Source organism: Aequorivita soesokkakensis (assembly GCF_001641085.1).
Lineage (GTDB): Bacteria > Bacteroidota > Bacteroidia > Flavobacteriales > Flavobacteriaceae > Aequorivita > Aequorivita soesokkakensis.
This window is the reverse complement of record NZ_LXIE01000045.1, coordinates 35,148-60,492: the sequence shown is the minus strand read 5'-3', so window position 1 is coordinate 60,492 and position 25,345 is coordinate 35,148. Positions and strand designations below refer to the sequence as shown.

General features: G+C 39.5%; 23 protein-coding genes. 12 read left to right on the top strand and 11 right to left on the bottom strand.

All coding sequences use genetic code 11. From position 1 onward, the window contains the following. The first annotated feature begins 8 nt into the window (after positions 1 to 8). Positions 9 to 1,286, top strand: coding sequence for a PQQ-dependent sugar dehydrogenase (locus tag A7A78_RS12250; protein WP_068762752.1), 1,278 nt, complete (start codon positions 9 to 11; stop codon positions 1,284 to 1,286). 94 nt (positions 1,287 to 1,380) lie between these two features. Further along, the gene (locus A7A78_RS12245) at positions 1,381 to 1,881 is read left to right on the top strand and encodes a pyridoxamine 5'-phosphate oxidase family protein (protein WP_068762751.1); all 501 of its coding nucleotides are present in this window, start codon (positions 1,381 to 1,383) and stop codon (positions 1,879 to 1,881) included. 59 nt (positions 1,882 to 1,940) lie between these two features. Here the strand turns inward: A7A78_RS12245 and A7A78_RS12240 are convergent, their stop codons facing one another. Next, positions 1,941 to 2,393 (bottom strand): Na(+)-translocating NADH-quinone reductase subunit F, encoded by a 453-nt coding sequence (locus A7A78_RS12240; protein ID WP_068762834.1) that lies wholly within the window; start codon positions 2,391 to 2,393, stop codon positions 1,941 to 1,943. A gap of 458 nt (positions 2,394 to 2,851) precedes the next feature. On the opposite strand from A7A78_RS12240, the gene A7A78_RS12235 reads away from it, so the two are divergent. The 4 genes from A7A78_RS12235 (at position 2,852) to A7A78_RS12220 (ending at position 5,920) form a co-directional block, all read left to right on the top strand. Further along, on the top strand, positions 2,852 to 3,586 hold the full coding sequence (locus tag A7A78_RS12235) for a GTP pyrophosphokinase (protein ID WP_068762750.1): 735 nt from the start codon (positions 2,852 to 2,854) through the stop codon (positions 3,584 to 3,586). Between the two features lie 222 nt (positions 3,587 to 3,808). Next, the gene (locus A7A78_RS12230) at positions 3,809 to 4,372 is read left to right on the top strand and encodes a hypothetical protein (protein WP_131811148.1); all 564 of its coding nucleotides are present in this window, start codon (positions 3,809 to 3,811) and stop codon (positions 4,370 to 4,372) included. A gap of 167 nt (positions 4,373 to 4,539) precedes the next feature. Then, positions 4,540 to 5,079, top strand: coding sequence for a GNAT family N-acetyltransferase (locus A7A78_RS12225; RefSeq protein WP_068762748.1), 540 nt, complete (start codon positions 4,540 to 4,542; stop codon positions 5,077 to 5,079). A 139-nt stretch (positions 5,080 to 5,218) separates the two neighbouring features. Continuing rightward, positions 5,219 to 5,920: a tetratricopeptide repeat protein gene (locus A7A78_RS12220; protein ID WP_068762747.1), complete on the top strand. Its 702-nt coding sequence runs from the start codon at positions 5,219 to 5,221 to the stop codon at positions 5,918 to 5,920. Positions 5,921 to 5,984: 64 nt separating this feature from the next. On the opposite strand, the gene A7A78_RS12215 is transcribed toward A7A78_RS12220, so the two are convergent. Then, positions 5,985 to 7,553, bottom strand: coding sequence for a serine hydrolase (locus A7A78_RS12215; RefSeq protein ID WP_068762746.1), 1,569 nt, complete (start codon positions 7,551 to 7,553; stop codon positions 5,985 to 5,987). 267 nt (positions 7,554 to 7,820) lie between these two features. Between A7A78_RS12215 and A7A78_RS12210 the strand changes: the two genes are divergently transcribed. From A7A78_RS12210 to A7A78_RS12200, 3 genes are all read left to right on the top strand, one after another. Further along, a complete protein-coding gene (locus tag A7A78_RS12210; protein WP_068762745.1) occupies positions 7,821 to 8,927 on the top strand; it encodes a mechanosensitive ion channel family protein in 1,107 nt (368 codons plus the stop codon). A gap of 5 nt (positions 8,928 to 8,932) precedes the next feature. Continuing rightward, the gene (locus A7A78_RS12205) at positions 8,933 to 9,874 is read left to right on the top strand and encodes a YeiH family protein (protein WP_068762744.1); all 942 of its coding nucleotides are present in this window, start codon (positions 8,933 to 8,935) and stop codon (positions 9,872 to 9,874) included. Positions 9,875 to 10,026: 152 nt separating this feature from the next. After that, positions 10,027 to 10,647, top strand: coding sequence for a hypothetical protein (locus A7A78_RS12200; protein WP_068762743.1), 621 nt, complete (start codon positions 10,027 to 10,029; stop codon positions 10,645 to 10,647). A 13-nt stretch (positions 10,648 to 10,660) separates the two neighbouring features. On the opposite strand, the gene A7A78_RS12195 is transcribed toward A7A78_RS12200, so the two are convergent. The 9 genes from A7A78_RS12195 to A7A78_RS12160 all read right to left on the bottom strand — a co-directional run bounded on the left by A7A78_RS12195 (position 10,661) and on the right by A7A78_RS12160 (position 18,595). Beyond that, entirely contained in the window at positions 10,661 to 12,049 is a 1,389-nt protein-coding gene (locus A7A78_RS12195; protein ID WP_068762742.1) for an NAD(P)(+) transhydrogenase (Re/Si-specific) subunit beta, read from the bottom strand. Positions 12,050 to 12,055: 6 nt separating this feature from the next. After that, positions 12,056 to 12,397: an NAD(P) transhydrogenase subunit alpha part 2 gene (locus A7A78_RS12190; protein ID WP_278184091.1), complete on the bottom strand. Its 342-nt coding sequence runs from the start codon at positions 12,395 to 12,397 to the stop codon at positions 12,056 to 12,058. Then, positions 12,355 to 13,488, bottom strand: a complete 1,134-nt coding sequence (locus tag A7A78_RS12185; RefSeq protein ID WP_068762740.1) for an NAD(P) transhydrogenase subunit alpha — start codon at positions 13,486 to 13,488, stop codon at positions 12,355 to 12,357. The genes A7A78_RS12190 and A7A78_RS12185 overlap by 43 nt, the downstream gene beginning before the upstream one ends. A 28-nt stretch (positions 13,489 to 13,516) precedes the next feature. Next, on the bottom strand, positions 13,517 to 13,897 hold the full coding sequence (locus A7A78_RS12180; protein ID WP_068762739.1) for a hypothetical protein: 381 nt from the start codon (positions 13,895 to 13,897) through the stop codon (positions 13,517 to 13,519). Between the two features lie 60 nt (positions 13,898 to 13,957). After that, positions 13,958 to 14,374, bottom strand: a complete 417-nt coding sequence (locus A7A78_RS12175; protein WP_068762738.1) for a GreA/GreB family elongation factor — start codon at positions 14,372 to 14,374, stop codon at positions 13,958 to 13,960. Between the two features lie 93 nt (positions 14,375 to 14,467). Beyond that, positions 14,468 to 15,763, bottom strand: coding sequence for a Glu/Leu/Phe/Val family dehydrogenase (locus A7A78_RS12170; protein WP_068762737.1), 1,296 nt, complete (start codon positions 15,761 to 15,763; stop codon positions 14,468 to 14,470). A gap of 14 nt (positions 15,764 to 15,777) precedes the next feature. Then, positions 15,778 to 15,951 carry a hypothetical protein gene (locus A7A78_RS15160; protein WP_165593570.1) on the bottom strand — a complete coding sequence of 58 codons (174 nt, stop codon included), beginning with the start codon at positions 15,949 to 15,951 and terminating at the stop codon, positions 15,778 to 15,780. Positions 15,952 to 16,184: 233 nt separating this feature from the next. Next, on the bottom strand, positions 16,185 to 17,501 hold the full coding sequence (locus tag A7A78_RS12165) for a sigma-54-dependent transcriptional regulator (RefSeq protein WP_068762736.1): 1,317 nt from the start codon (positions 17,499 to 17,501) through the stop codon (positions 16,185 to 16,187). Positions 17,502 to 17,506: 5 nt separating this feature from the next. Continuing rightward, positions 17,507 to 18,595, bottom strand: coding sequence for a sensor histidine kinase (locus A7A78_RS12160; protein ID WP_068762735.1), 1,089 nt, complete (start codon positions 18,593 to 18,595; stop codon positions 17,507 to 17,509). Between the two features lie 239 nt (positions 18,596 to 18,834). On the opposite strand from A7A78_RS12160, the gene A7A78_RS12155 reads away from it, so the two are divergent. The 3 genes from A7A78_RS12155 to A7A78_RS12145 all read left to right on the top strand — a co-directional run bounded on the left by A7A78_RS12155 (position 18,835) and on the right by A7A78_RS12145 (position 25,281). Then, the gene (locus A7A78_RS12155) at positions 18,835 to 19,386 is read left to right on the top strand and encodes a peptidase associated/transthyretin-like domain-containing protein (RefSeq protein ID WP_131811147.1); all 552 of its coding nucleotides are present in this window, start codon (positions 18,835 to 18,837) and stop codon (positions 19,384 to 19,386) included. A 23-nt stretch (positions 19,387 to 19,409) separates the two neighbouring features. After that, complete coding sequence (locus tag A7A78_RS12150; RefSeq protein WP_207489372.1) at positions 19,410 to 19,922, top strand: phage tail protein; 513 nt, start codon at positions 19,410 to 19,412, stop codon at positions 19,920 to 19,922. Positions 19,923 to 19,986: 64 nt separating this feature from the next. Then, on the top strand, positions 19,987 to 25,281 hold the full coding sequence (locus tag A7A78_RS12145; RefSeq protein WP_068762732.1) for an HYR domain-containing protein: 5,295 nt from the start codon (positions 19,987 to 19,989) through the stop codon (positions 25,279 to 25,281). Positions 25,282 to 25,345 lie beyond the last annotated feature (64 nt).

Genomic DNA, 25,345 nt, shown 5'->3' with positions numbered 1-25,345 from the left:
ACAAAATTATGAAAAGCTACGTTTTACTTTTATTATTACTTCCTTTTTCTATTTTTTCGCAAGTAGAAAATGAAAAAGAATTACCAGAGCCTTTTGCCACAAAATCAACTTCAAATTATTCGAATGTAATAGGTTGGAAAGAAGGCGAAACCCCAAAAGCTCCCGAAGGATTTACGGTAACAAAATATGCCGATGGTTTTCAAAACCCACGCTGGATGTACGTTACACCAAACGGCGATGTTTTGGTTGCCGAGAGCAATAGCAATTACAGTATTCCCAAACAAATTGGAGCTACAATTATCGGGGCTGGGGGTTCAAACAATTTAAAGCACAGTGCCGACGTAATAACACTCTTGCGCGATACCGATAATAACGGTTTTCCAGACATTCGCGAAACATTGCTTACAGCAAAGGAAGGTCTTAACCAACCTTTGGGTATGCTCATTATTGATGATTGGCTGTATGTAGCGAATACGGACGCGGTTATGCGTTATCCCTACAAAGCGGGACAAATCAAAATCACGGTGATGGGAGAGAAAATTGCTGATCTGCCGGCGGGAAAAGTGAACCGCCACTGGACGCGGAATATTATAGCCAATGCAGATAACTCTAAGATATACATTGCCGTTGGAAGTGGCGATAATGCAGGTGAAAAAGGAATGGAACACGAAGTGATGAAAGCCAATATTCTAGTAATGAACCCTGACGGCAGCGACCTTCAGGTGTATGCTTCCGGACTTAGAAATCCAGTGGGGATGGATTGGGAACCAACTACGCAAACACTTTGGACCTCAGTAAACGAACGCGATGAGTTGGGCGATAATTTGGTACCGGACTATTTAACTTCGGTGAAAGAAGGCGGCTTTTACGGATGGCCCTATATGTATTGGGGCAATCACTACGACCCCAGAATTCCCGTTCCGCCAAATGTTAGGTTGAAAGAACCCATTGTACCCGAGGTAGATTTGGGTTCTCACACCGCTTCTTTGGGTTTGGTTTTTTATACGGCAGACGCTTTCCCCAAGAAGTATAAAAACGGAGCATTTGTAGTGCAGCATGGGTCTTGGAACCGTGATATTCTTTCGGGTTATCGTGTGGTTTTTATTCCTTTTGAAAATGGAAAGCCAAGCGGCAAACCAGAGGATTTTTTGACTGGGTTTATAGTTGATTCGGAAAAAGATGAGGTTCGCGGAAGACCGGTTGGCGCAGTTTTATTGCCCGATGGTTCTATGCTGATAACAGATGACACTACCAACCATATTTGGAGGGTTTCTTATAATAAATAAACCGCATTGTTTAATCTTTTTATAAAATTGATAAACTTTATGATTTTCTTAAAAGTGCTCCGCTCAAATCTTTAGTATCTTCAAAATAAAAACTATGAGCACAAAAAACCTTACAAACGAAGACGCAAAAAAGAAAATTAAGGAACTGGCAGAAGGTATTGATTTCACAATGATGGCCACAAATTTAAAACAACAACCCTTTCACGTAGTACCAATGAGCACGAAGGAAGTGGACGATGCCGGAAACATTTGGTTCCTCAGCAACAAAAACAGCGAGCACAATAAAAATATTGAGAGGGAAAACCGAACCCAATTGATTTATGCCGACAAAGGAAACTTTGAGTTTTTAAGCGTGTATGGCCGCGCTACTATCAGCACAGACCGCAACCGAATTAAAGAACTATATGGAAGCGGTGACGACGCTTGGTTTGATGGCGTTGATGACCCAAATATTACCGCCATTAAAATTCAACCGGATGATGCCCATTATTGGGACACCAAAAACGGAAAAGTGATTTCGCTTTTGAAAATGGCCAAAGGCGCAATCACCGGAAACGAACCAGATTTGGGCGAACATGGTGATTTAAAAGTATAATTGAAAAAGAAAATTGTTACTAAACCTCTTTTATTGGCGAAGCTGATAGAAGGGGTTTTTTATTGGGCAGTTTCCAAAAAGGGCATTTCGGTTTCTTTTTGAAATAACGGATAAAAATCCATCACGTTTTGTATTCCGTCAAGGGTACATAAAAAGGCTACAGCGGCGCATAAGCCATTAAACAATGTTTCTTTGGAAGTAAGGTTTTTTGGTTTTGCATTTCTGTGGTTCAAAGGCAGCGTATAGCCACAGCCTTTTAAAAATGCAGCTTCAATTTTTAGGAGTTCCGAAGGGGAATACCCGTGAAATTTACGCCCTAAATTTTCATGGACCAGCCCCACATAATTCAATTGCAACGAACCGTGATCATCGCTGAGGTGTTTCCAGCTATCGGTATTGTTACAAATATTCCCTACTGCGCAGTTATTACAACACTCCGGATTTAAAGTGTTGTTGTGGAAAGCGGTGTAGAGTTTTTCCAGTGCTGCGTCCAGTCTTTTTGTGGTTTTCATAATCATCAACTTAGCGTTCTATGAAATTAATAAATATAGCTAAGAAGGCAAATTGTTTTTTGTTTTTTTTGGCAGCACCTTTTAATGTCCTTAAACCATCCCGTTAGGGTTCAAGATATATACGTTAGGGTTGGTAAACCTATATTTTAGGGTCTAGGACCCAAACGATGGGGTTGGTGGACGTATATTTTGGGGTTCAGGACCCTAACGTTGGGGTTGGCGGACGTATATTTTGGGGTTCAGGACCCTAACGTTAGGGTTGGCGGACGTATATTTTAGGGTTCAGGACCCTAACGTTGGGGTGGTGGACGTATATGGAAGGGTAAATTTGTATATTAGCAAGGCCAAGCGAAATTAAAGAGCATGTTTTTATAAATGTTACAAATGCTTACAAATGTTTACATTTGAAAGGTGCGTTTATACACATGTTGGCGGTAATTTAAAAAAAGGAAACAAATATGAAGGAAAGGAAAATATTGACTAAAGAGGAACTTAAAGAAAGGGCAGTTAGATTTTTTGATAGATATGAAAAAGAAATTGAGCAAATAAAAGACTTATTAGAAATAAAACTTAAACAAATCTGTCTTGCTTATACTATTGAAAATAGACTTCCACCTGAAGCCTTAATTGTAACAGCGAGAACAAAAACATTAAAAAGTTTTTTGAAAAAATTAGAAAAAAAAGGTTGGCCTCAATTTTATTTTCCAACTGAAATAATTACCGATTTAATTGGCGCTCGAATTACAAGTTGGTTTTTAGATGATTGCTCACGAGTTTTAGATTACATTAATAAATCAAGTCATTTCAGTATTTCTAATGAATCGATAGAAGATTATATTCAAAATCCGAAGAAATCAGGTTATAGAGGAATTCACATTCTTGCAAGTGTAAGTTATGATAGCGTACAAAGAACTGAATCTGGGGAAATATCAGTTGTACCCGAAGAGATGATTACAGAAATTCAAATCAGAACTAAATTACAAGATGCTTGGGGAGATATAACTCACGAATTTCATTATAAGGCTAAACACTTGGGAGTTAATGATGATAATTTAGAAAACTTTTTATCTGATATTTCTGACAGATTATTACAAGAGGATAGGACTCTTATCAAATTTAGAGACGTTTATCAAAGTCTTGCTGACGATAAACTGAAAAAAGGAAAAAGAGAAGGATTTAAAGACGAGGAATAATAAAAACTACCGCCAACACCGTGTATAATTAATGGCTGGTTCTCGCCTACTTACGAAAATCCTCGCGGATTTTCTATTCGGTTTTTATTTACTAAACTAGGTGCTTAAACGCGCCACTAATCATACACAAATACGTTGTGCATAATGTTGAAAAAACTGCTCATATTAATAATATTGATTTCTCAATTGTCATTTTCTCAATCGGAAAAAGATGATTACGAAATGTATTCTCTGATTTTGTCCGAGCGTTTGGAATTAGGAAAAAGTGCGGAAAAAGATAAGTTTGTATTGATTGAGCAATTTATGGACGAATTTGATGGAACTTATCACGTCTTCAATCACGAGAATGATACAATCACCAAATCTGATTTGAGTTTGCTTTACAGTATGACTTATAAAGACACAACGTTTTTAAAAAGATTGATTAAAGAAAAGGATTTAAGAAATGTGGTTGTAAAACTGACTTCGGACAAAAGTGAACATCCAAAAATTAAAGCGGAATTATTGCGAAAACCAACAATCGGAATTGAAACAATAACGGACAAAAAATACAACGGATATTTCAAAAAATTTAGATTGATAAATCGAGGATGGAATGGAATAAAAAGAAAATACGGAACTGATAAAGTTGTAGAGTTTTCTCAAGTCAATTATTGCGGACAATTTGCGTCAACTTACTATGCAATTCACTGTGGAGGATTATGTGGAGCTGGAAACATTGTTATCTTTGAAAAGGTTGACGGAAAATGGAAAATTGTGACGGAAATAAACCTATGGATGGCGTGAAAACACTATGCACAACACAGTATATAAGCTATGGCTTGTCCTCACCTACTTGGAAAATCCTGCGGATTTTCCAAAGCCAGTTTTTATTTGGAGAGGTTCGTGCCAAAACACGCCACAGCTCATATACATAACCGTTAGCTGCAAGCTGAAAAAATGAACGATAAAAAATGAAAATCAGAAAAGTAAATATTCAAGATATTGAAAAACTAAAAGAAATCGGAAAACTGACTTTTGCCGAAACTTTTTCCTCGGAAAACAGCGAGGAGAATATGAAAGAATATTTGGAAAACGGATTTTCAACGGAAAAACTGACTACGGAACTGACCGACCAAAACGCTGAATTTTACTTTGCGGAACTTGACGGAAAAACAATCGGATATTTAAAAATAAACGTTGGACAGTCGCAAACCGAAATAAAGGACAAAAACGCACTTGAAATTGAACGAATATACGTGCTAAAGGAATTTCACGGAAAAAAAGTTGGGCAAATACTTTACGACAAGGCGATTGAATTGGCTAAAGAGAAAAATGTGGATTATGTTTGGTTGGGAGTTTGGGAACAAAATCCAAGAGCAATTAGATTCTATGAAAAAAATGGATTTAAAGCGTTCGACAAACACGTTTTCAAACTCGGAAACGATGAACAAACGGACATAATGATGAAACTCAACCTGAATGAAAAAAAGCCAGTTGCCAACAATGTATAAAAATAATTGCTCAATTTTGGTCTTAACTAAAGGTCGTTGCAAGTTTACTACGTCTGATTTTCCTGCGGAAAATCCTCGTACTTAAACCAGCAACTAATATTATACAAACACATTGTGCAACATTTAAAAAATACCCGAAATGAAAATATTAACAGCTATAATTTTACTTTTTGCAATCAATGTTTCTGCACAAAACCCAAATTTTGAAAAGTGGCAAGAATTAGCAAATAACGATATTAACCTTCAACCCGAATTTGGTGACTTAGAAAAAAACGAAAGTCAAATAAAAGCCGATAACGACTTTATTGAGGAAATTCTTAAGCATTATGATAATAAACAGGACGCGAGCAAAAAAATGACTGAATTAGGATTTCAATATATATACGAGCGAAGAGATTTACAAACTGCAATGAAAAGATTTAACCAAGCTTATTTATTGGAACCAAAAAATGCGGATATATATTACGGGTATGGAACAATCTACTTTAATCTGGGTGCAATGGAAAGCGCCAGAGAACAGTTTGATAAAGGACTTTTAATAAATCCAAATCATTCTAAAATGCTGACCGATTATGGAACAACTTATTTAGGAGATTACTACAACTCGGTCAATACAAACCCAGAAAAGGCTGCGGAAAATCTCAATAATTCAGTAAAATATCTTGAAAAAGCTTATTCGATTGACGAAAAAAATTCAGACACTATTTACAAACTTTCAATTATCAATATGTATTTGGGAGATTGTAAAAAAGCCAACAAATATTTAGATAAAGCTGATAAAATGAAAAACCCAAATATAACCGAGGAATTTAAAGCCGAACTAAAACAAAAATGTGGATAAAAAACTATGCACAACAACGGCTCCTATGAAAAGCACTAATCCCGTTCTTTCAGAAGTGTTGCGTTTATTCCACCCTCCCAAACTCCAAATCCTGAAAATCATAACTAAAATCAGTCAACGGCGAGATTGGGCTCATTGTAAAACCGTTCGCTTTTCCTTCCGTATCCAAACTAAAAGTAACAAAAGCATCCGCTTTTAAGGAGGCGTCGTTCCAACGCACTGCGTAAGTTGTTCCTTTGTAAAAAGTCATTGACCCAGTTAAATCTTTCGATTTTTCAGCTTTAAAATAAAGGCTTCCGTTTTGATTGCTGATGGCAACATTGCCAAACCAAACATCTTTATATGTTCCTGTGTAATCTACTGGATTGGGTTTTGGCGCTTTGCTTTTTAATTGTGCCTCAATACTTTTTTCAACTTCAGAAACAATTTTTTCCTCTTCTTTTTCGCCCGCCAATCTGCGGTCGTTGTATTGCTTAATTCTGTCTTCACCTTTTATGCCGAAATATCCATCTTTTATTGAATTGGTAATTGCCGTAAACGCAGAACCGCTTTGCTGGTTGGTAAGCACAATAATCCCAAGATCCATCTCTGGAATAAGGGTAACTTGACTCACGATTCCATTCAATCCGCCCGTATGGGTAACCTGGAAATAACCATTCACATCACTTAAAAACCAACCCAAACCATAAGCCGAAAAATGTGTGTTGTACGGACCTTTTCCACTTCTTAAAATGGTTTGTGGCGTCCACATTTCGTTGTGCACTTTACTACTGAAAAGGCTGTCCTGTAATTTCTCACCGTATTTTCCATCGTTCAGTTGCGCCTGCACCCAAGTGCTCATATCGTTTATGGAAGCGAAAATTCCACCGGCGGGCGTAGCTATTTGTGTGAAAGTATCACCAGTCAATTCCAGCTTTCCGTTTACTGGGGCGTGGCCGTCAATTCTGTTATCGTCTGCTTTAATTTTTGGAATGGAAAGAAAGGAACGGTTCATTCCCATGGGTTTAAAAAAGTTTTCTGCAATATAATCGTCATAGCTTTTTCCAGAAATTCTTGCAACTACTTCGCCAGCAACAATGTATAGCAAATTGTCATAATCAAACTTGCTTCTAAAAGATGAAACAGGTTTTAAATACCGAAGGTTGTGGATCATTTCGGCTTTTGTTGTGGTATTATTTGCGGGAAAAATCATCAAATCTCCAGCGCCGAGCCCCAAACCGCTTCGGTGTGTTACCAAATCGCGCACTGTAAATTCGCGCGTTACATAGGAATCTGAAAGTTGAAATTCGGGAATAACGTCAGTTACTTTGGTGTCCCAAGTAAGTTTTCCTTGGTCAACGAGTTGCCCCAAAGCCGCCGTGGTAAAAGCTTTGGTGTTTGAAGCCACACCGAAAAGTGTATTTTCGTTTACTTCGGCATTTGTTTTAAGCGAACGAACGCCGTAGGTATTTTTATGATAAATCTTGCCATCTTTCAAAACCGCAACCGCCATTCCGGGCACGTCAAAGGTTTTCATTGTTTTCTCTACCAAACTATCAATTTGGGAACCGCTCAAAGCCTGAGCTTTTACAGAAAAATTTAAAAAAAGAAGTGCAATTGAGAGGATTAAAATTTTGGCAGAAAAAGTTCTCATAAACAGGGTTTTTAATTGGTGTTTAAAGGTATTAAATCTTTTGAAGTACTCGGTTGGGAAAAAACAATGAATTCAAATTTTACATTGAGCCAATTTTATAAAAACAGATGAAAAGATTAAAAGTCATTTTGAAGTTTCACAGGTTTTCATTTAGTACTTTTGGTGTTTTACTTGGAACAACGGAGATTTTTTTGTGAAGTAATGACTCAAAACCCCCTCTGCTGTAACAATTTTTATAAATTGAACTTGTAAAGAGTTTTAATTTTTATGACAGATTTTTTTGAAGCATACAAATCCCAGCTTATTTATGCGCTGGTCGTAATTGTTTCGGTATTTTTTCTGCGGTTTCTTACCAACCAACTCCACAAATGGTTACTGAGGCAAGAGCAAAAAAAATATCCTACTGAGCAACCCAATGCAGTAAATTGGGTAAAACGGATTCTGAATGCGTTGTGGTTAGTTTTAGGGCTTATAGCCATAAGTTTTCTTTTTGTGAATGAGGAAAAGTACAGCGCGTTAAGGCATAATTTTAAGCTCATATTGTATTTGGGAATTCTGGCTGTTGTAACCATAGTAAGCGCGGCTTCAGCAAATATGTGGTTTCGCAGAAGTATTCAGCGGAAAATTTTAAACGCACAGGATCCCACCAGTTTTAAATTCTTGCGGTATGTAGCCGTTATCGGAATTTATATCACGGGAATTCTTTTTGCGCTTTTGGCCTTCCCTTCCTTGGAAGGCATTGCGAAAACCGCTCTTGGCGGAGCTGGGGTTATCGCGATTATTGCAGGGGTTGCTTCGCAGGAAGCCCTGTCAAATCTGGTGGGCGGAATTTTTATTATTTCATTCAAACCCTTTAAAATTGGCGATGTTGTTAAAGTTACGGACACTATGGTCGGAACCGTTGTAGATATCACACTTCGGCACACAGTAATCCGAAATTTTGAAAACAAAATGATTGTTATTCCAAATGCGATTATCAATAAAGAAAAACTTATAAATTACGATTTGGGAGAGATGAAAGTCTGCGAACGTATAGAAATTGGAATTTCATACGACAGCGACGTGGATTTGGCAAAAAAAATAATGCAAGAAGAAAGCGAAAAGCACCCGCATGTTATGGACAATCGTACCCCAATTGAAATCAAAGATGGCCATCCTGTGGTAAGAGTTGCACTAATCTCGCTAAATGATTCTTCCGTTACTATCCGAGCATGGGTTTGGGCCCGAAATTTTTCAGACGCTTTTGATATGCGCTGTGATTTGTTGGAAAGCATCAAAAAACGTTTCGATAAAGAAGGGATTGAAATACCGTTCCCCTACAGAACCGTGGTTTTAAAAAAGGAAAAAGAAAGCGAAGAAAAGCAAAGCAATTAATTGAAATGAAAGAAATTTCCCAAAAAAATGAAACATTAATAAAAGTACTTTTTGTAATATGTATGGTACTTTGCATTTTGGGTTATGTCAGTAGTCCGGTGGCGTTGGTTGGCGGATTTTTGTTTTCCTATTTTTTAGGCCACCCTTTTTTAACGTTGAACAGCAAGGCGGTAAACTGGTTATTGAAAATAGCAGTTGTAGGTTTAGGTTTTGGAATGAATTTAAAAGAAACACTTGCCGCTGGGCAGGATGGTTTTTTACTTACTGTTTTTTCAATTTCCATTACTTTGATATTGGGTTATTTTTTGGGAAGAGCCTTAAAAATGAATCGAAAAAGCAGCCATCTCATCAGTTCGGGAACAGCCATTTGTGGCGGAAGTGCCATTGCCGCCGTTTCTCCGGTTATAAATGCTTCGGAAAAAGATATTTCAATTTCGCTGGGCGTAATTTTTCTGCTGAATTCTATTGCGTTGATTGTTTTTCCGCCCATTGGGCATTTGCTTGAAATGACCCAACATCAATTTGGGCTTTGGTGCGCCATCGCTATTCACGATACCAGTTCAGTTGTTGGGGCAGCTTACACCTTTGGGGACGAAGCATTAAAAGTAGCAACAACAGTGAAACTTGCTCGGGCACTTTGGATTATTCCGCTTTCATTGCTTTCGGTATTTCTTTTTAAAGGAAAGGGTAAAAGCGTGAAAGTTCCCTATTTTATCTTCCTCTTTATTTTAGCCATTGTTTTGAATAGTTATCTCGCCATTCCCGATGAATTGACAAATGGAATTACGCGTGTTTCAAAATCATTATTGGTACTAACCTTATTTTTGATTGGCGCCGGACTTTCCATGAAAAAAATAAAATCTGCAGGCTGGAAACCGATGATTCTCGGGGTTTCGTTGTGGATTTTTATTTCAATTGCTTCAATTTTGGTGATTCTGAATCTATAAAACCGAAGTAAAAGCTCCTTAATTTTTTCTCAAAAATAGAAGAGGGTATTCCGTTGAATTTTAAAAATGGTTTATTTTCCCCAGCTATTTATTAAATTTATGGAGAACTAATCTGTAAGATTCAACAATCAGGATTAATAAAATCGTTTATCATGACTGCAAAGGAGTTTTGGGAAGATTTTAAAAATCTCGAGGAAGCACTTCGTCTCGATTTAGATTCTATGGCAGAAGAAAAAAATTACAAGACTTTTTCATATCTCTGTGCCCAATTGGAAGATTATTGTCCCGGACTAACCCCAAATATTTTATCTCCAGAAAAGGGTTCAAACAAAAAATTTGTTTTTACTATTTCCTGTTCCGGGAATAGAGATTTGTTATTATATGTGAATCGTTTGGTAGATGAAGCACCCGAAATTGAATATTGGGAAATAAAAGCTTTAGTTGAGGGGAAAATTGAAACAGATCCGAAAATGCTGATGGAACCATTTAAATGTGATGGTTTTAGCATAATACCAAAAGATATCCGCTTTACAGTTTATTCATGGGATCCTGAAAAAGATATTTTCGATCTTCTTTTGCTGCTTCCTTTAAATCTTGCAAAGGTTGACGACAGTGATTTAGAAAATGCCTTTTTAACAATTTTTGAAGAGTTATGGGGTGAGCGTTTTGTTGCCGAAAAAATAAATTGTCTGTTCTTTACCCACAACGCAAATCTTGAAGATGAATTCTTCGATTTGGAAATGCTTGAAGTTTGCCTTAATAGTTTTGAGTAGATGGTTAATTTGTTTAAATCAGCTTCAACTGGTTCACGATTTCCTGCAAAGAAGCTTTCGCATCACCAAAAAGAATACTGCAATTGTCCAGTCCAAATAGATCGTTTTGCACGCCGGCGTAGCCTTTGTTCATGCTTCGTTTAATCACAATTACCTGCTTGCTTTCGTAAACACGTATGATTGGCATACCGTAAACTGGGCTGTCGGGATTATTTTCTGCTGCTGGGTTAACAACGTCATTTGCGCCCAAAACCAAGACGGTATCATATTGTTCCATGTTTTCATTTCCCTCGTCCATTTCCTTTAAACGGGAATAATCCACATTAGCTTCGGCTAACAAAACATTCATATGGCCAGGCATTCTTCCTGCAACCGGATGGATAATGTAATCTACTTCCACATTGCGTTTTTCTAACAATTGTTGAAGTTGGCCGCAAATGTGCTGTGCCTGTGCAACTGCAAGTCCGTAGCCGGGAACGATGGCTACTTTTTGTGCAAAGGAAAGTGATAAAGCAGTTTCTGAAATGCTGATTTCCTTTATATCCTGTTCCACTTCAACTGTGCCGTTTTTGCTCTTTTTGAAAGTTCCAGCAAGCACTTTTAGCAACGACCGATTCATTGCTTTACACATTAAAAGTGTAAGCAAAATTCCCGCAGCACCTACAAAAATTCCACCAGCAATCATCGCTTTGTTGCTGTAAACAAAACCTGCGAAAGCCGTAGCTATACCTGTAATACTGTTCAAAAGTGAAATCACCACAGGCATATCCGCACCGCCAATTGGAAGCACGAAAAGCACCCCATAAACCATTGCCAGCGTTGCCAAAACATACATAAAAACGGTAAAATCCATTGGAATGATTCCGAAGAAATAGAGCGTTGGCAATAAAACCATCAATGCTAAAAGTATTCTTGCCGAAAAGATTACGATTTTGCTGCGTCTATCCTTCACTTTTCCGGCGAGTTTGCGTTCAGCAATAATACTTCCCGTTAAGGCGATTGCACCCGTAATTAAACCAGCAATCAGTAAAATTTTATTGCCCAAAATTGCAGTGGAAACATCCATTTGATTGGCTTCCACCAACCCTAAAAGCATGGCACAGCCACCGCCCGTTGCGTTGAAAAGTGATACCAATTGTGGCATTCCCGTCATTTCCACTTTATCGGAAAGTCGTTTGCCAATAATGGTTCCAACGGCAATTGCCAGAAGCATGATTATTAAATTTGTATAGGGAACTGTGGCTGTAACTGCGGCCACAAACGTAAGCACTACAGCCAAAACCATCCCAAAGGCGGCTATTAGGTTTCCAGTTTTTGCACTTTTGGGGGAACTCATAAACTTCAATCCTCCCAAAAAGGAAAGGGTGGCCAATAAATAGCCTACTTCAATAATTGCGTACATCTGTAATTATTTTTTTTGGCTGAACATTTTCAGCATTCGTCCCGTAACGAAGAAACCGCCGGAAATATTAAGGGTGCCTAGAAAAACTGCGATTCCCCCAAAAGTGAGGTTGAGGTAATCGTCTCCCGGCACCCGAAGCATTACAATGATGGCGCCCACCAAAATAACACCACTAATGGCGTTTGCACCGCTCATAAGTGGCGTGTGCAAAATGGCGGGAACATTTGCAATTACTTCGATGCCGATGAAGACACAAAAGAGAACAAAGTAAATTTCTTGAATGTGTTGATTTATAAAATCCATGGTTAGGCTGGTTGTAGTTGTTTGATGAAATGTGGATGCGCCCATTCGCCTGCGTTTATTATTTGGCTGGCGGATAGCAATGGATCGTTTTCTTGGTTTTCTGCCTTTTGCTTGTATTTTAAAAAGGAGAAATAATTGTTGGAAAGCAATTTTGAAGCCGCAGCGGGAATTTCAGCCGAAAGGCTTGAATTTCCTAAAATGGTAACTCCGTTGTGATTGATTGTTTCTTTATTTTTTGAAAGTTCGCAGTTTCCGCCTTGTTCGGCTGCTAAATCGATGATTACGCTACCGGGTTGCATGGCTTCCACGGAACGGGTTTCAATAAGCAAAGGCGCTTTTCTTCCGGGAATGTTTGCGGTGCTTATTACGATGTTTGCCGTTTTAATATGGTTGTGAATTAGCTCTTTCTGCTTTCTTTGGTATTCTTCACTTTGCTCCACGGCATAACCACCTGCATTTGAAGATTCAGTATAACCTTCCACTTCAATAAAGGTTGCGCCAAGACTTCGCACTTCTTCCCCAGCAGATTTGCGCACATCAAAAGCCTCTACTATTGCGCCCAAACGACGAGCCGTGGCAATGGCTTGTAAACCTGCAACACCTGCGCCAAGCACTAAAATTTTTACAGGTGTAAGCGTTCCGGCAGCGGTTGTAAACATCGGGAAAACACCGTTGTATATTTCCGAAGCTTTAATTACTGCCCTGTATCCAGCCAGTGAAGCCATAGATGAAAGCACATCCATGGATTGTGCCAGAGTAGTTCGTGGCAGAAGGTCCAGACTGTAAACTGTAGCTCCGTGTTTTTGGTAAATAGCGAGTTTGGAATCATGAAAGAGGGGGTTGAAAATACCAATGAAGCAACAACCCCCCTTCATTTCCACTTCGCTAAAAGTATGGTTAATGGATACTATGGTATCCGAATTTTTAAAAATTAATTCCCGAGATTGGCAAGTTGCACCAGCCTCTAAATATTCCTCATCGTCAATTTGTAGCGAACTGCCCAGCCCGGGCTCAAAAAGAATGTTGAGCGCTAACTCCCCGGTAAGACGTTTCACTTCTTTGGGTAACAAACAAACCCGCGGATCGTTTGGGGTTTTTAGGATTCCTATTGTCTTGGGCTGCGACTGTTCGCTCATAACTTTTTCTTGAAACTGTTTTTATGAATTATTTACTCAGAATACTAAAGTATTCTTCTTTTACCCTTCTGTATTTTTCCAAATGGTACATATATACTTTTCGGTATCTTTCGTGTTCGGTTACGTAAAACATATCACAATCCACATCTTCACATTCTGCTGCCTGGGGCAAACCATCTTTATATCTTCTGAAGGCATTCAGATTGTTGCGATTTTCTTCTTTTTTAATGGAAAGTCTCATAAGGACAGGTTTCTGGTCCATCGCATTAAGAAGTTCGGCTTTGCTAAGGTTTAACAAATTGCTTATCTCCTTTTCAATATATTCAAGGTGGTTAATCCAATTATCCAGCTCAATGCTATTATTTTTAAATGTGATTGTTTCCGGACTGTCGTGATCGTAAATCTGCATAACTTAAAATATTACTGATTTCTCAATTTTCTTTTCAATTTTCTTTTCAATTCTCAATACTTATAAAAGTACATCTATATCAATAGGTCTTTCGGCCTGTTTCACGCTTGTTATTTGAAGTTCTTTAGCACCGTTTGGAAAATTCCAAATTACTGAATCGCCTTCCGCATATCCCATAACAGCCGAACCCATCGGGGCCAAGATTGAAATTTTATTTGCTGAAATATCCCGCGCGGTTGGTATTACCAATTGAAATTCTGTTCCCCAAGTGCCAGATTTTACAGTGACAACGCTGTTGAAACGGATGATATCTTCTGGCATTTCCTCATTGTCGTAAATAATGGCAGTTGTTAATTCCCCGCTTAATTTTTTTAATGAATCTTTCGTGTTCTGATCCTTGTAATAGCCAGTAACATTCAAAAGGCGCTTTAAAAAAACGTATTCCTTTTTTTCCAATATCAAATTTCCGTATTTCATATTCTAATTATTTTGGTGAAATGGAACATCCTAAAAACATCATCATCGGCCACGAAACTGCTTGGATGTTCCATCTATCCAGGTTCTTATTTATTATGGGAAAATCCCTCTTAAAATGTATGCTTTTTCAATTCGCTCTATGGCAATTGCAAAAGCTGCGGTACGCATATCCACTCCGTTTTCTTCGGAATAGGCGGTTACTTTTTTGAAAGTGGATTTAAGTTTTTTCTCCAATTTCTCCAAAATCTCGTCCATCTGCCAAAGCTCCCCGTTACGGTTTTGAAGCCATTCAAAATAACTTCCTATAACCCCGCCAGAATTACACATGATGTCTGGAATGATAGTGATGCCGCGTTCCATCAATATTTTTTCACCTTCAACATCTGTTGGGCCATTGGCGCCTTCCGCAATTAAAGTTGCTTTTATGGAAGCTGCATTCTGAGCCGTAATTTGGTTGCCCAATGCGGCTGGAATACAGATGTCGCAATCCAAGCCGAAAAATTCCTTGCCATCCATAGCGGTAGCTTCTGGAAAGCCTACAATGCTGCCATTATTCGCTTTTCCATAGTTGAAAAGATCTTCAACAGTAATTCCTTCTTTGTTTTGAACACTTCCGAAAGCATCTTGAACGCCAACCATTTTTGCACCTTCGTTTTCAAGGAAATGTGCGGCCCAATAGCCTACGTTTCCAAAACCTTGAACAATAAATGTTTTTCCTTTTAGGCTTTCGTTGTTTTTTTCTGCCCAAAATTTAATGGTCAAAAACACACCATAACCGGTTGCACGATCACGACCTTCCAAACCACCGCTGCCCACGGGTTTTCCTGTAACAACGTGCTGGTTTTTGGAACGCTCACTGGTATTTTTGGTACTCATATACGTATCAGCAATCCACGCCATTGTTTGGTCATTTGTATTTACGTCTGGCGCTGGAATATCGTGTTCTGGGCCAATGTTTTCGCCTAAAGCATAGGTAAATCTTCGGGTAATGCGCTCCAATTCACTTTTTGAATATTTTGAAGGATCAATCTGTATTCCTCCCTTTGCGCCACCGTAGGGCAAACCTGCCAAAGATGTTTTCCAAGTCATCCACATTGCCAAGGCGCGTGCGGCGTCAATATCAACGGTTGGGTGGTAACGAAGACCGCCTTTGTAAGGTCCGAGTGCGTTATTGTGCTGCACGCGGTAACCGGTGAATATTTCCACATCGCCATTGTCCATTCGGACTGGGAAATGAATAATAATTTCGGTATTTGTAATACTAAGAATTTTGCGAACGTTTGGGTTCAGATCTATTTTGTCTGCAGCGTGGTTGAATTGTTCCAACACGTTGTCTAACATTCCTCTTTTTACAGGTTGCGGTTTTTCCACTGTTTGTGTATTTGTCATTTTAATACTTGTTTTTAAATAGTAGCCATTTCAGGCTTTCTTTTGGTTATTTTCAGTAAAGGTTTGGGTTCGTGATGCTGTAGCTCATCAAATTCTGAACAGGAAAACACCACGCTTTGGTTGTGCGTTAACACACAATAGCTTGCGTGTGCACATCCGTTGCAAAGATTTATTGGGTTTGTATTCATAGTTACTTATTATTTGCAATTCCTATTTGGCAACCTGTATGCCATTAACTGGAATTATTTTGAAAATAATCTGCAAACAATTGATTAAAAGTACATTATATTTTTGCAGATGTAATATTCTTAATGAAGCAGTTGGGGAATATATTCCGCATTGGGGAGAAATTACCCAGTGAAATGAAATTCCAAAAAGACTTCTTTGGAATTTGGAATTTGAATTTTGGTGTTTTTTGTATTTATTCTTTCGTTTTCCCGCGTAGTGTTTTGCGGTCTATTTTAAGTATTTCTGCAGCTTTGGTTTGGTTGTTGTCAGTTGCGGCAAGTACTTTTTGGATGTATTTCTTCTCCATTTCCTTTAAGGAAAGGAGTCCATCTTCAGGAAAGTTTATTTGGTATTTTAAGGTCTCGGGCAAATCTTTTATGCCTATTGTTCTGTCACACATTATCACGGCGCGCTGAATTACATTTTCCAATTCCCGAATATTGCCCGGCCAATCATAACGCTGCAAAAGGGCTTGCGCTTCAGTGTCAATAGTTATGTATCGGTCTTTGTATTCGTTGCCATATTTAAAAAGGAATTTATCAGCTAACAACGGAATATCTTCCTTTCGCTCCCGAAGAGGCGGTACATCAATTTCCACGACCGTCAATCTGTAAAAAAGGTCTTCCCGAAATGTTTCCTTTGCAATCATTTCTTTCAGATTGCTATTGGTTGCAGCAATAACGCGGACATCTATTTTTTCAGTTTTTCGCGAGCCAACTTTAACCACTTCCTTTTCCTGCAAAACCCGTAAAAGTCTGGATTGCACCGAAAGGGAAGCATTCCCAATTTCATCGAGGAAAATAGTTCCGCCTTCGGCCGCTTGGAAAAATCCTTCGCGATTGTCGTTGGCTCCAGTAAAGGCGCCTTTTACGTACCCAAAAAGTTCCGATTCCAATAGATTTTCGGGAATTCCACCGCAGTTCACCGCAATAAAGGGCGCACGCGAAAATTTTCCGTTGTAATGAATGGAACGCGCCACAAGCTCTTTTCCCGTACCGCTTTCACCGCTTATGAAAATGGTGGCTTTATTGTCTTTTACACGTTCAATTATTTGGGTTACGTTTTTAATGGCTTCGCTTTCACCAATTATTTCGTTGTATTTTTTTACATCGGAAGTTTCGATTGCGGTTTTTCGTTTTGTTTTTGTGGAAAGCGATTTTAAAACGCCCTGTTTCAATTCCTCTTTCGTAAATGGTTTCACCAAATAATCCACAGCGCCCGATTTTATGGCAGAAAGCGCATCCTGTACCGAAGGATAACCCGTAACCACCAATTTTGGCATATTCGGGTAATGTTCCGAAGCAAATTGAATGAGCTGGAAACCGTCCACTTCGGGCATTTTTAGATCGGTAATCAATAAATCTATTTCGGTGTCGCGCAAAATGGTGACGGCTTCCTTTACGGATATTGCTTTATAAGTGTGATAATCCAACGAATGTAGATGCCGCTGAAGCAGCTCCAAAATGTTGATATCGTCATCTACTATCAGTATGTTTTCCTTTTGCAGCATTGGCTTTATTGTTTTGGAAAAGTAATAATAAAAGTGGCGCCCTTAGGAATATTTGGTTGATAATCTATGGTTCCACGGTGGGCGCGGATAATTCCGTGAACAACGCTCAATCCCAAACCGGAACCATCGCCAACGGTTTTTGTTGTAAAAAAAGGTTGAAATATTTTCTGCACGTTTTCAGCCGAAATTCCCGGTCCTTCATCGGAAATCTTAAGTACAATTTTCTTTTTTGTTTCTTCCAAAATGATTTTTATCAAACCATCTTTTGGGGAAAAGTAAATTGCGTTCAGTGCCAAATTGAAGATTACCTGCGTCAATTGAATTGTATCCGCTTTCAATAAAACGGGACTTTTCGGGAGAATTACTTTGTATTTTACTTCGTTCTTTTTAAACGTTGGGTCCAGCAAATTCATCGCTTCGTTTATCACGGGAATGATGTCTGTCTGCCCCAAATTCTGTGGCATTTCGCAGGCGAAGAACATCAGCTTTTTTACTACTTCGCGTGAAAAAATGGCACTGTTTATAATCTTATCGAGGTCTTGGCAACTTTGTGTGTTTTCTGATTCCTTGCTTTTTAAGAGTTCGGCAAAGCCCAAAATATTGGCGAGCGGCGTGTTGAGCTCGTGGGCTATTCCCGCGGTTATTTCGCCCAAAATACTCAAGCGGTCCGCGTGCTCCATTTTTCGTTTTACGATGGCTTCGTTTTCGCGGATGGCGACGCGTTCCAACAAATCACCAACGTTGATTACCACGTTTTTCAGCAGTTTTTTTTCTTCTTTTAAAAAATCCTTTTTGGTGAATTTATCTGCGGGATAATGGATTTTTATATATCCTTTCGGCTCATTGAAAATAGTAATAACGCTTTCAATAAAAACGGTTTTTTTCGGAAGTGTAGAAGAGAGGAGATGGAACGGTTCCGAACTGATTTCAACTGTGGCATGTTTGCTAAATTGTAATGATTTCCGAAGACTTAACGCGATGGAAAAGAGTGTTTTGTCCAGTTCTTTATAATCGTTATTTACGATAATGGAAGAAACTTCATACAAACATGTAAGTTCTTTGATACGCTCCTTAAGGTTTTTTTCTAAAGTCATAAAAGCACTCTCAATGTTTTTTCAAAGGTATCAAAATAAAGTGCCAAAACGCTGGTCCAGTGTTTTAAGTGTGGATATTTGGATACTCGTTTTAATTATGAAATTTATATAGGAATATCTAATTTCAATTTACGTAGTACTACGTATAAAGTTTCCATTAATAACTTTTAACTTGCGTTAACAAATATTTAGGAATCAGCTATTTTAATATTGATTCTTAAAACCTAACCAACCAAATCATGAAAAACTCTACTTCGCGAAGGCTCTTTATGCGCAATTCTGCTTTTGCCATAACGGGGCTAGCTGTATTGACCCCCACACTTACAAATGCTTTTAATTTCTCCGAAAATCCTTATTTGGGTTATAATCCTTATGCTGAGGACAAGAATGATTTAAGAACTGGAATTTTTAGTGACAACTCTGTTGCAGTAAAAGGAATTATATATGAAAATGATGGTGCTACTCCCATAAGGAATGCGGTCGTGGAAGTTTGGCATCTTTCCCCCAATTCTTCAAAATACAGACACCGGGCAAAATTGCAGACTGATGAACAAGGAGAGTATGAGTTTATAACCGATTTTCCCAATAGGGAAGAAGGTAAAAATGCGCGAATTTATTTTAAGATATCAAATTTTGAAAAAATCAATTTTACGGAATTGATCTTGAATAATGCAGGGGCGCACATTACTTGTGAACATTGGAAAAAAAACCAACAACTCGGAGAAAAATTATTTCCAAAAAAAGAAAACTTTTTGGGCTATTCAAACATTCAATTTAATATTTCAATATAACCTTATCTAAAACTTAAAATATCATGGAACCATTTATCGGACAAATTCAAGCATTCGGATTTAATTTTGCACCACGCGGCTGGGCTCAATGTAATGGACAATTATTGGCTATTTCCCAAAACACAGCGCTTTTTTCACTATTGGGAACTATGTATGGAGGCAATGGACAAACCACTTTTGGCTTGCCAGATCTTCGTGGACGTTTTCCGCTACATACAGGTCAAGGACCAGGCTTACCAAATTATCAACAAGGGCAGATGTCTGGTTCAGACAGTGTGACCCTTCTTACTACAAATATGCCTGCCCATACCCATCAGTATCAACTACAGGCTGCCGAAGAAGGAACAACAGACTCTCCATCAGGGACATATGTGGCCGGAAATGGTACAAATAGCTTTTCGGCTTCATCAGATGTCCTTATGGCTACAAATAGCGTAGCGCCTGCGGGAGGAAATCAGCCCTTCGCGGTAAAGAACCCTTATTTATGTATTAATTATTGTATTGCATTGGTAGGTATTTTTCCTTCAAGAAATTAATAATAGAAACCCCTTATTTTAAAAGAAAATCTCCCCAGATTGAACTTAATATAAAAAAATAATTATGAAAAAAATTACCCTACTAATAACAATGCTTTTGGCAACAATTATTGGGAATAGCCAAACAGCTTTAACAGCTGGAGATATTGCCTTTGTTGGAAGTAATTCAGATGGAGCAACAAATGCGGACGATACAGTGGCCTTTGTACTTTTAAAAGATATAGACGCTGCAACCACAATCATTTTTACCGATATGGGTTGGAATGATGGAACCGGTTTTTTTGCAACAACTGGTGATGGCGAATTTACATGGACTTCAGGTTTGGCTAGAACTGCTGGTGATGTTGTTACTATTGATATGGGGCCGTTATTTCCGGCTGCCTATAGTTCTATTGGCGATCAACTTTTTGCAATTCAAGGCTCAACCGCAGCTCCAACTTTTATTGCTGGGTTGCAGTATAATGATACTTCAGGTGATGATGCGAATTGGGACGGATCGGCAACTTCCAATTCTACTTCAGCACTTCCAAATGCTTTGGTTACAGGATCAACTGCCGTAAGACTGGTGCCTGAGTCTGACAACTGGCAGTTTAGTTGTGTTCTTGCTGGAGGAGCTGTTTCGGGAACCCCTGCCCAAATACGTGCTATTGTAAATAATAGAGCAAACTGGGTGAGCAGTGATACTACACCTTATAATCCTGTACTGGAAGCCGGTTGTGGATTTACAATTAGTGGAGGAGGAGATACAACTCCCCCTGTAATTACCTGTGCTCCCACACCTGCACCGATTACAGCAGGGATTAATGGAATGGCTGCTATTCCGGATTTGGTAAGCGGTACTTCTGCAACAGATGATGTTTCGATACCTGCAAACATAACAATTACACAATCGCCAACCGCTGGAACTATGGTTGGCGTTGGTGTTTATAATGTGGTTTTAACGGCAACAGATGAAGCAGGTAATAACGCAACGTGTACTATAGTTGTAACAATAAACGAACCACCTTCCACAACTTTAAGCTCTGGCGATATTGCTTTTGTGGGTTTTAATCTAGATGGAAATGACGGCTTTGCATTTATAATTTTAAAAGATATAATTGCTGGTACAAATATAAAATTTACAGATTGCGGTGTTTCAAACCCCAATACAATAACCTGCGTAGGTTCAGGCGGTGAAGGTAGTGCAACTTGGTACGCTTCTTCTGCAATGAGCGCAGGAGATATTGTTACTTTGCCCGGAAGTTTCATGTCGGCAAGTGTGTTATCTTCTATTGGAGATCAACTATTTGCTTATCAAGGAACAGCTGCTTCTCCTAACTTTATTACCGCAATACATAGTAATGTTGATCCAGGTGTTACAACAGATGGCGATTGGGATGGAGCAAATACTTCAAATTCAACAACTGCGTTGCCAGATCAATTAACCAATGGTGTAAACGCCATTAGACTTTATGTTGCTGGAACTCCAGATACAGAGGTTGATAACTGGCAGTTTGATTGTAGTGCAGTGCCTGGCGGATTTCCAATTACGGGAACTGCCATTGAATTGTCAGCAATTATTAATGATATACAATATTGGATAAACAGTGATACTGTAGAATTTGTGCCTACTGCAAAATCTGGTTGTAGCTACAGCGTATTGCCTCCTGATTTAACTCCGCCTATAGCAGTTTGTATGAATGCTACAATTCAATTAGATGCATCGGGCAACGCTATACTAAATCCTGCAGATGTAGATGGAGGTTCAAGTGATGATTCAGGATCGTTTACATTAAGTGTTTCCCCCAATACATTCACTTGTGCTAATGTGGGCACTAATACAGTAACACTTACGGTAACTGATGCAGCTGGTAATTCTGATACCTGTACCGCTACGGTAACGGTTGAAGATAATATAGCGCCCGTAGCCAATTGTGCGGCCCCATTCACCGTTCAGTTAGATGCTAATGGATCTGCAATTGTTTTTGTAACAGATATAGATAATGGTTCTACAGATAATTGTGGGATTGCTGGATTATCTAGTTCGCCTGCAATATTCAATTGCTCCAATATAGGGCCTAACACAGTTACATTAACTGTAACCGATGTGAATGGAAACACATCTACCTGCACAACAACAGTAACTGTTGAGGATAATATTCCACCCACTGCTACTTGCCAGAATGCTACGGTGTTTTTGGACGCTTCCGGTAATGCAAGTATTACAGCAGCAGATATAAATAATGGTTCTACAGATAATTGTGGTGTTGCGTCAGTTTCAGTTTCGCCAAGCAGCTTTACGTGTGCAGATATAGGGCCTAATACGGTTACGCTTACGGTTACAGATGTAAACGGGAATTCTTCTACCTGTACTTCTACGGTTACCGTTTCAGATAATATTGGACCTATTTTAACTTGTAATGACCCAACAGTAGCTTTAGACGTAAACGGTGAATTTTTTATTGATGGTAATTTTGTATTTAACAATATTAGTCCAATAACAGATAATTGTGCTGTAGACATGTCTGTTGTATTATATGGTGGAGGTTCTCAAACATTAACCTGTAACGATTTAGGCACAGTAACCAGAATATTTGGTGCGCGAGATTTAAGTGGAAACCAAACCTTCTGTACTGTTACAATTACGGTAACAGACCCTCTTGGAGTTTGTAATCAACCCCCTGTAGCAGTTTGTCAGTCCGTAACTGTAAATGCAGACGGAAACTGCCAAGGCAATGCGGTTGCTTCAGATTTTGATGGAGGCTCCAGCGATCCCGATGGCGACCCACTTACTTTTAGCGTTAGTCCCGCCGGTCCATACCCTGTTGGGGTTACCAATGTTACATTAACTGTTAGTGACGGAACACTGACGGATACATGTAATACTACGATTACCGTGGTTGATAGTACACCTCCCGTGGCAAACTGTGCCGCTCCTTTCACCATCCAACTGGATGCCAATGGAATGGCAAGCATCACAGTTGCAGATATCGAGAACGGAAGCACGGATGCCTGTGGAATTGCAAACACATCGATAGACATTACAGATTTCACCTGTGCAGACGTAGGTCCAAATACAGTGACTTTAACGGTCACCGATGTAAATGGAAATACTTCAACCTGTACAACCATTGTAACTGTTGAGGACAATGTGCCACCTATCGCAAACTGTGCCGCACCGTTCACCATCCAACTGGATGCAAACGGAACGGCAAACATCACGGTTGCAGATATCGAGAACGGAAGCACGGATGCCTGTGGAATTGCAAACACATCGATAGACATTACAGATTTCACCTGTGCAGACGTAGGTCCAAATACAGTGACTCTAACGGTAACCGATGTAAATGGAAATACTTCAACCTGTACAACCCTTGTAACTGTTGAGGACAATGTGCCACCTGTTGCAAACTGTGCCGCTCCTTTCACCATCCAACTGGATGCAAACGGAATGGCAAGCATCACAGTTGCAGATATCGAGAACGGAAGCACAGATGCCTGTGGAATTGCAAACACATCGATAGACATTACAGATTTCACCTGTGCAGACGTAGGTCAAAATACAGTGACTTTAACGGTAACCGATGTAAATGGAAATACTTCAACCTGTACAACCATTGTAACTGTTGAGGACAATATTCCACCTGTTGCAAACTGTGCCGCTCCTTTTACCATCCAACTGGATGCAAACGGAATGGCAAGTATTACAGTTGCAGATATTGAAAATGGAAGTACGGATGCTTGCGGAATTGCAAGCACTACAATAGATATTACTGATTTTGATTGTAGTGATGTTGGCCCGAACACAGTTACCCTAACAGTAACCGATGTAAACGGCAATGTTTCCACCTGTACTACTATAGTAACGGTTGAGGACAGCATCCCACCAGCTATAGCCTGTCCCGCGAACATTACAGTGAACACCGACGCAGGTTTCTGCTCCGCGATAGTAAACTTCCCAATGCCGATTACTTCGGATAACTGTGGGGTGGCAACGGTAGCACAGACTATGGGCGATCCAAGCGGAAGTATGTTCCCAGTGGGGGCGACCACCATTGAGTTCACCGCAACAGATGTAAACGGAAACACCAATACGTGCAGCTTTATCATTACGGTGGTTGACAACGAAGCTCCCGTGGCGGTCTGCCAAAACATAACCATCCAATTGGATGAATTTGGTAATGCAAGTATTGTTGCGAGTGATGTGGACGGCGGCAGCACCGACCAATGTGGTGTGGCGAGTATATCAATTGACATCGATACCTTCGACTGTTCCAATGTTGGGGACAACAACGTGATCTTGACAGTTACAGATATAAACGGCAACGTTTCCACCTGTACCGCCATAGTAACGGTTGAAGACGTGACCGCACCTGTAGTAGCTTGCCAAAACATAACCGTGGAACTTGACCCCGTAACGGGAACGGTAACTATTCTTGGAACGGATATAGACAACGGTAGCACAGATGCCTGCGGCATTGCAAGCTATAGCCTTGACATCGACACTTTCGACTGCTCGAACATAGGCGACAACACAGTTGTACTTACCGTAACGGATGTGAACGGAAACTCTGAAACTTGTACCGCTATTGTAACGGTAGAGGACAATACAAGCCCAGTGCTTGTCTGCCAAGATTTCACTATTGAAATCGGGTCAGATGGAACTGCAACTCTTAACCCAAGTGATGTGATAGCTTCCAACGATGATGCCTGTGGTATCTTAACAGTCGCGGTTGATATTACCGAATTTACATGTGCAGATATAGGAACTCCGGTTACTGTTCAGGTATTCAGCCAGGATAATAACGGTAACCTATCCACCTGTACGGCAGTAGTAACAGCAGTTGATCTCCTGGCACCCGTAATTACTTGCCCAGCTGACCAAACTGTTGATCCGGGAGCTGGTAATCTGTTCTACATCGTTCCGGATTACTTCGGAACTGGTGAAGCTACAGCAATAGACAACTGTACAGATCCGGTAACCATTACCACCCAAGATCCTGCAGCGGGTACGCCATTATCAGACGGTACATATACCATCACGCTCACGGCGACAGATGAATACGGAAACACTGGCACCTGTGAGTTTGAGCTTATCGTAGAGAGTATTCTGGGTATAGGAAATTATTCCCAAGATTTTGGAAGTATAGCGATGTATCCTGTTCCAACTAAGAACATGTTGAACATAAGCAACCCACAAGGGATTGATTTACAAACACTGGAGATTTACGACCTAAGAGGTAGATTGGTTCAAAAAGCAGACCTTCAAGGAATGGGCTCGGTTAAATCGATAGACGTACAACAACTGGCCGCAGCAACCTATTATGTGAAAATAATAGGGAAGGACGGACAGATTACAAAGCGCCTTCTCAAGGAATAGTTTTTCATAATTGTTGATAGTTAAAAGAAGATCGCCCGTGGAATTTCCTCGGGCGATTTTTCTA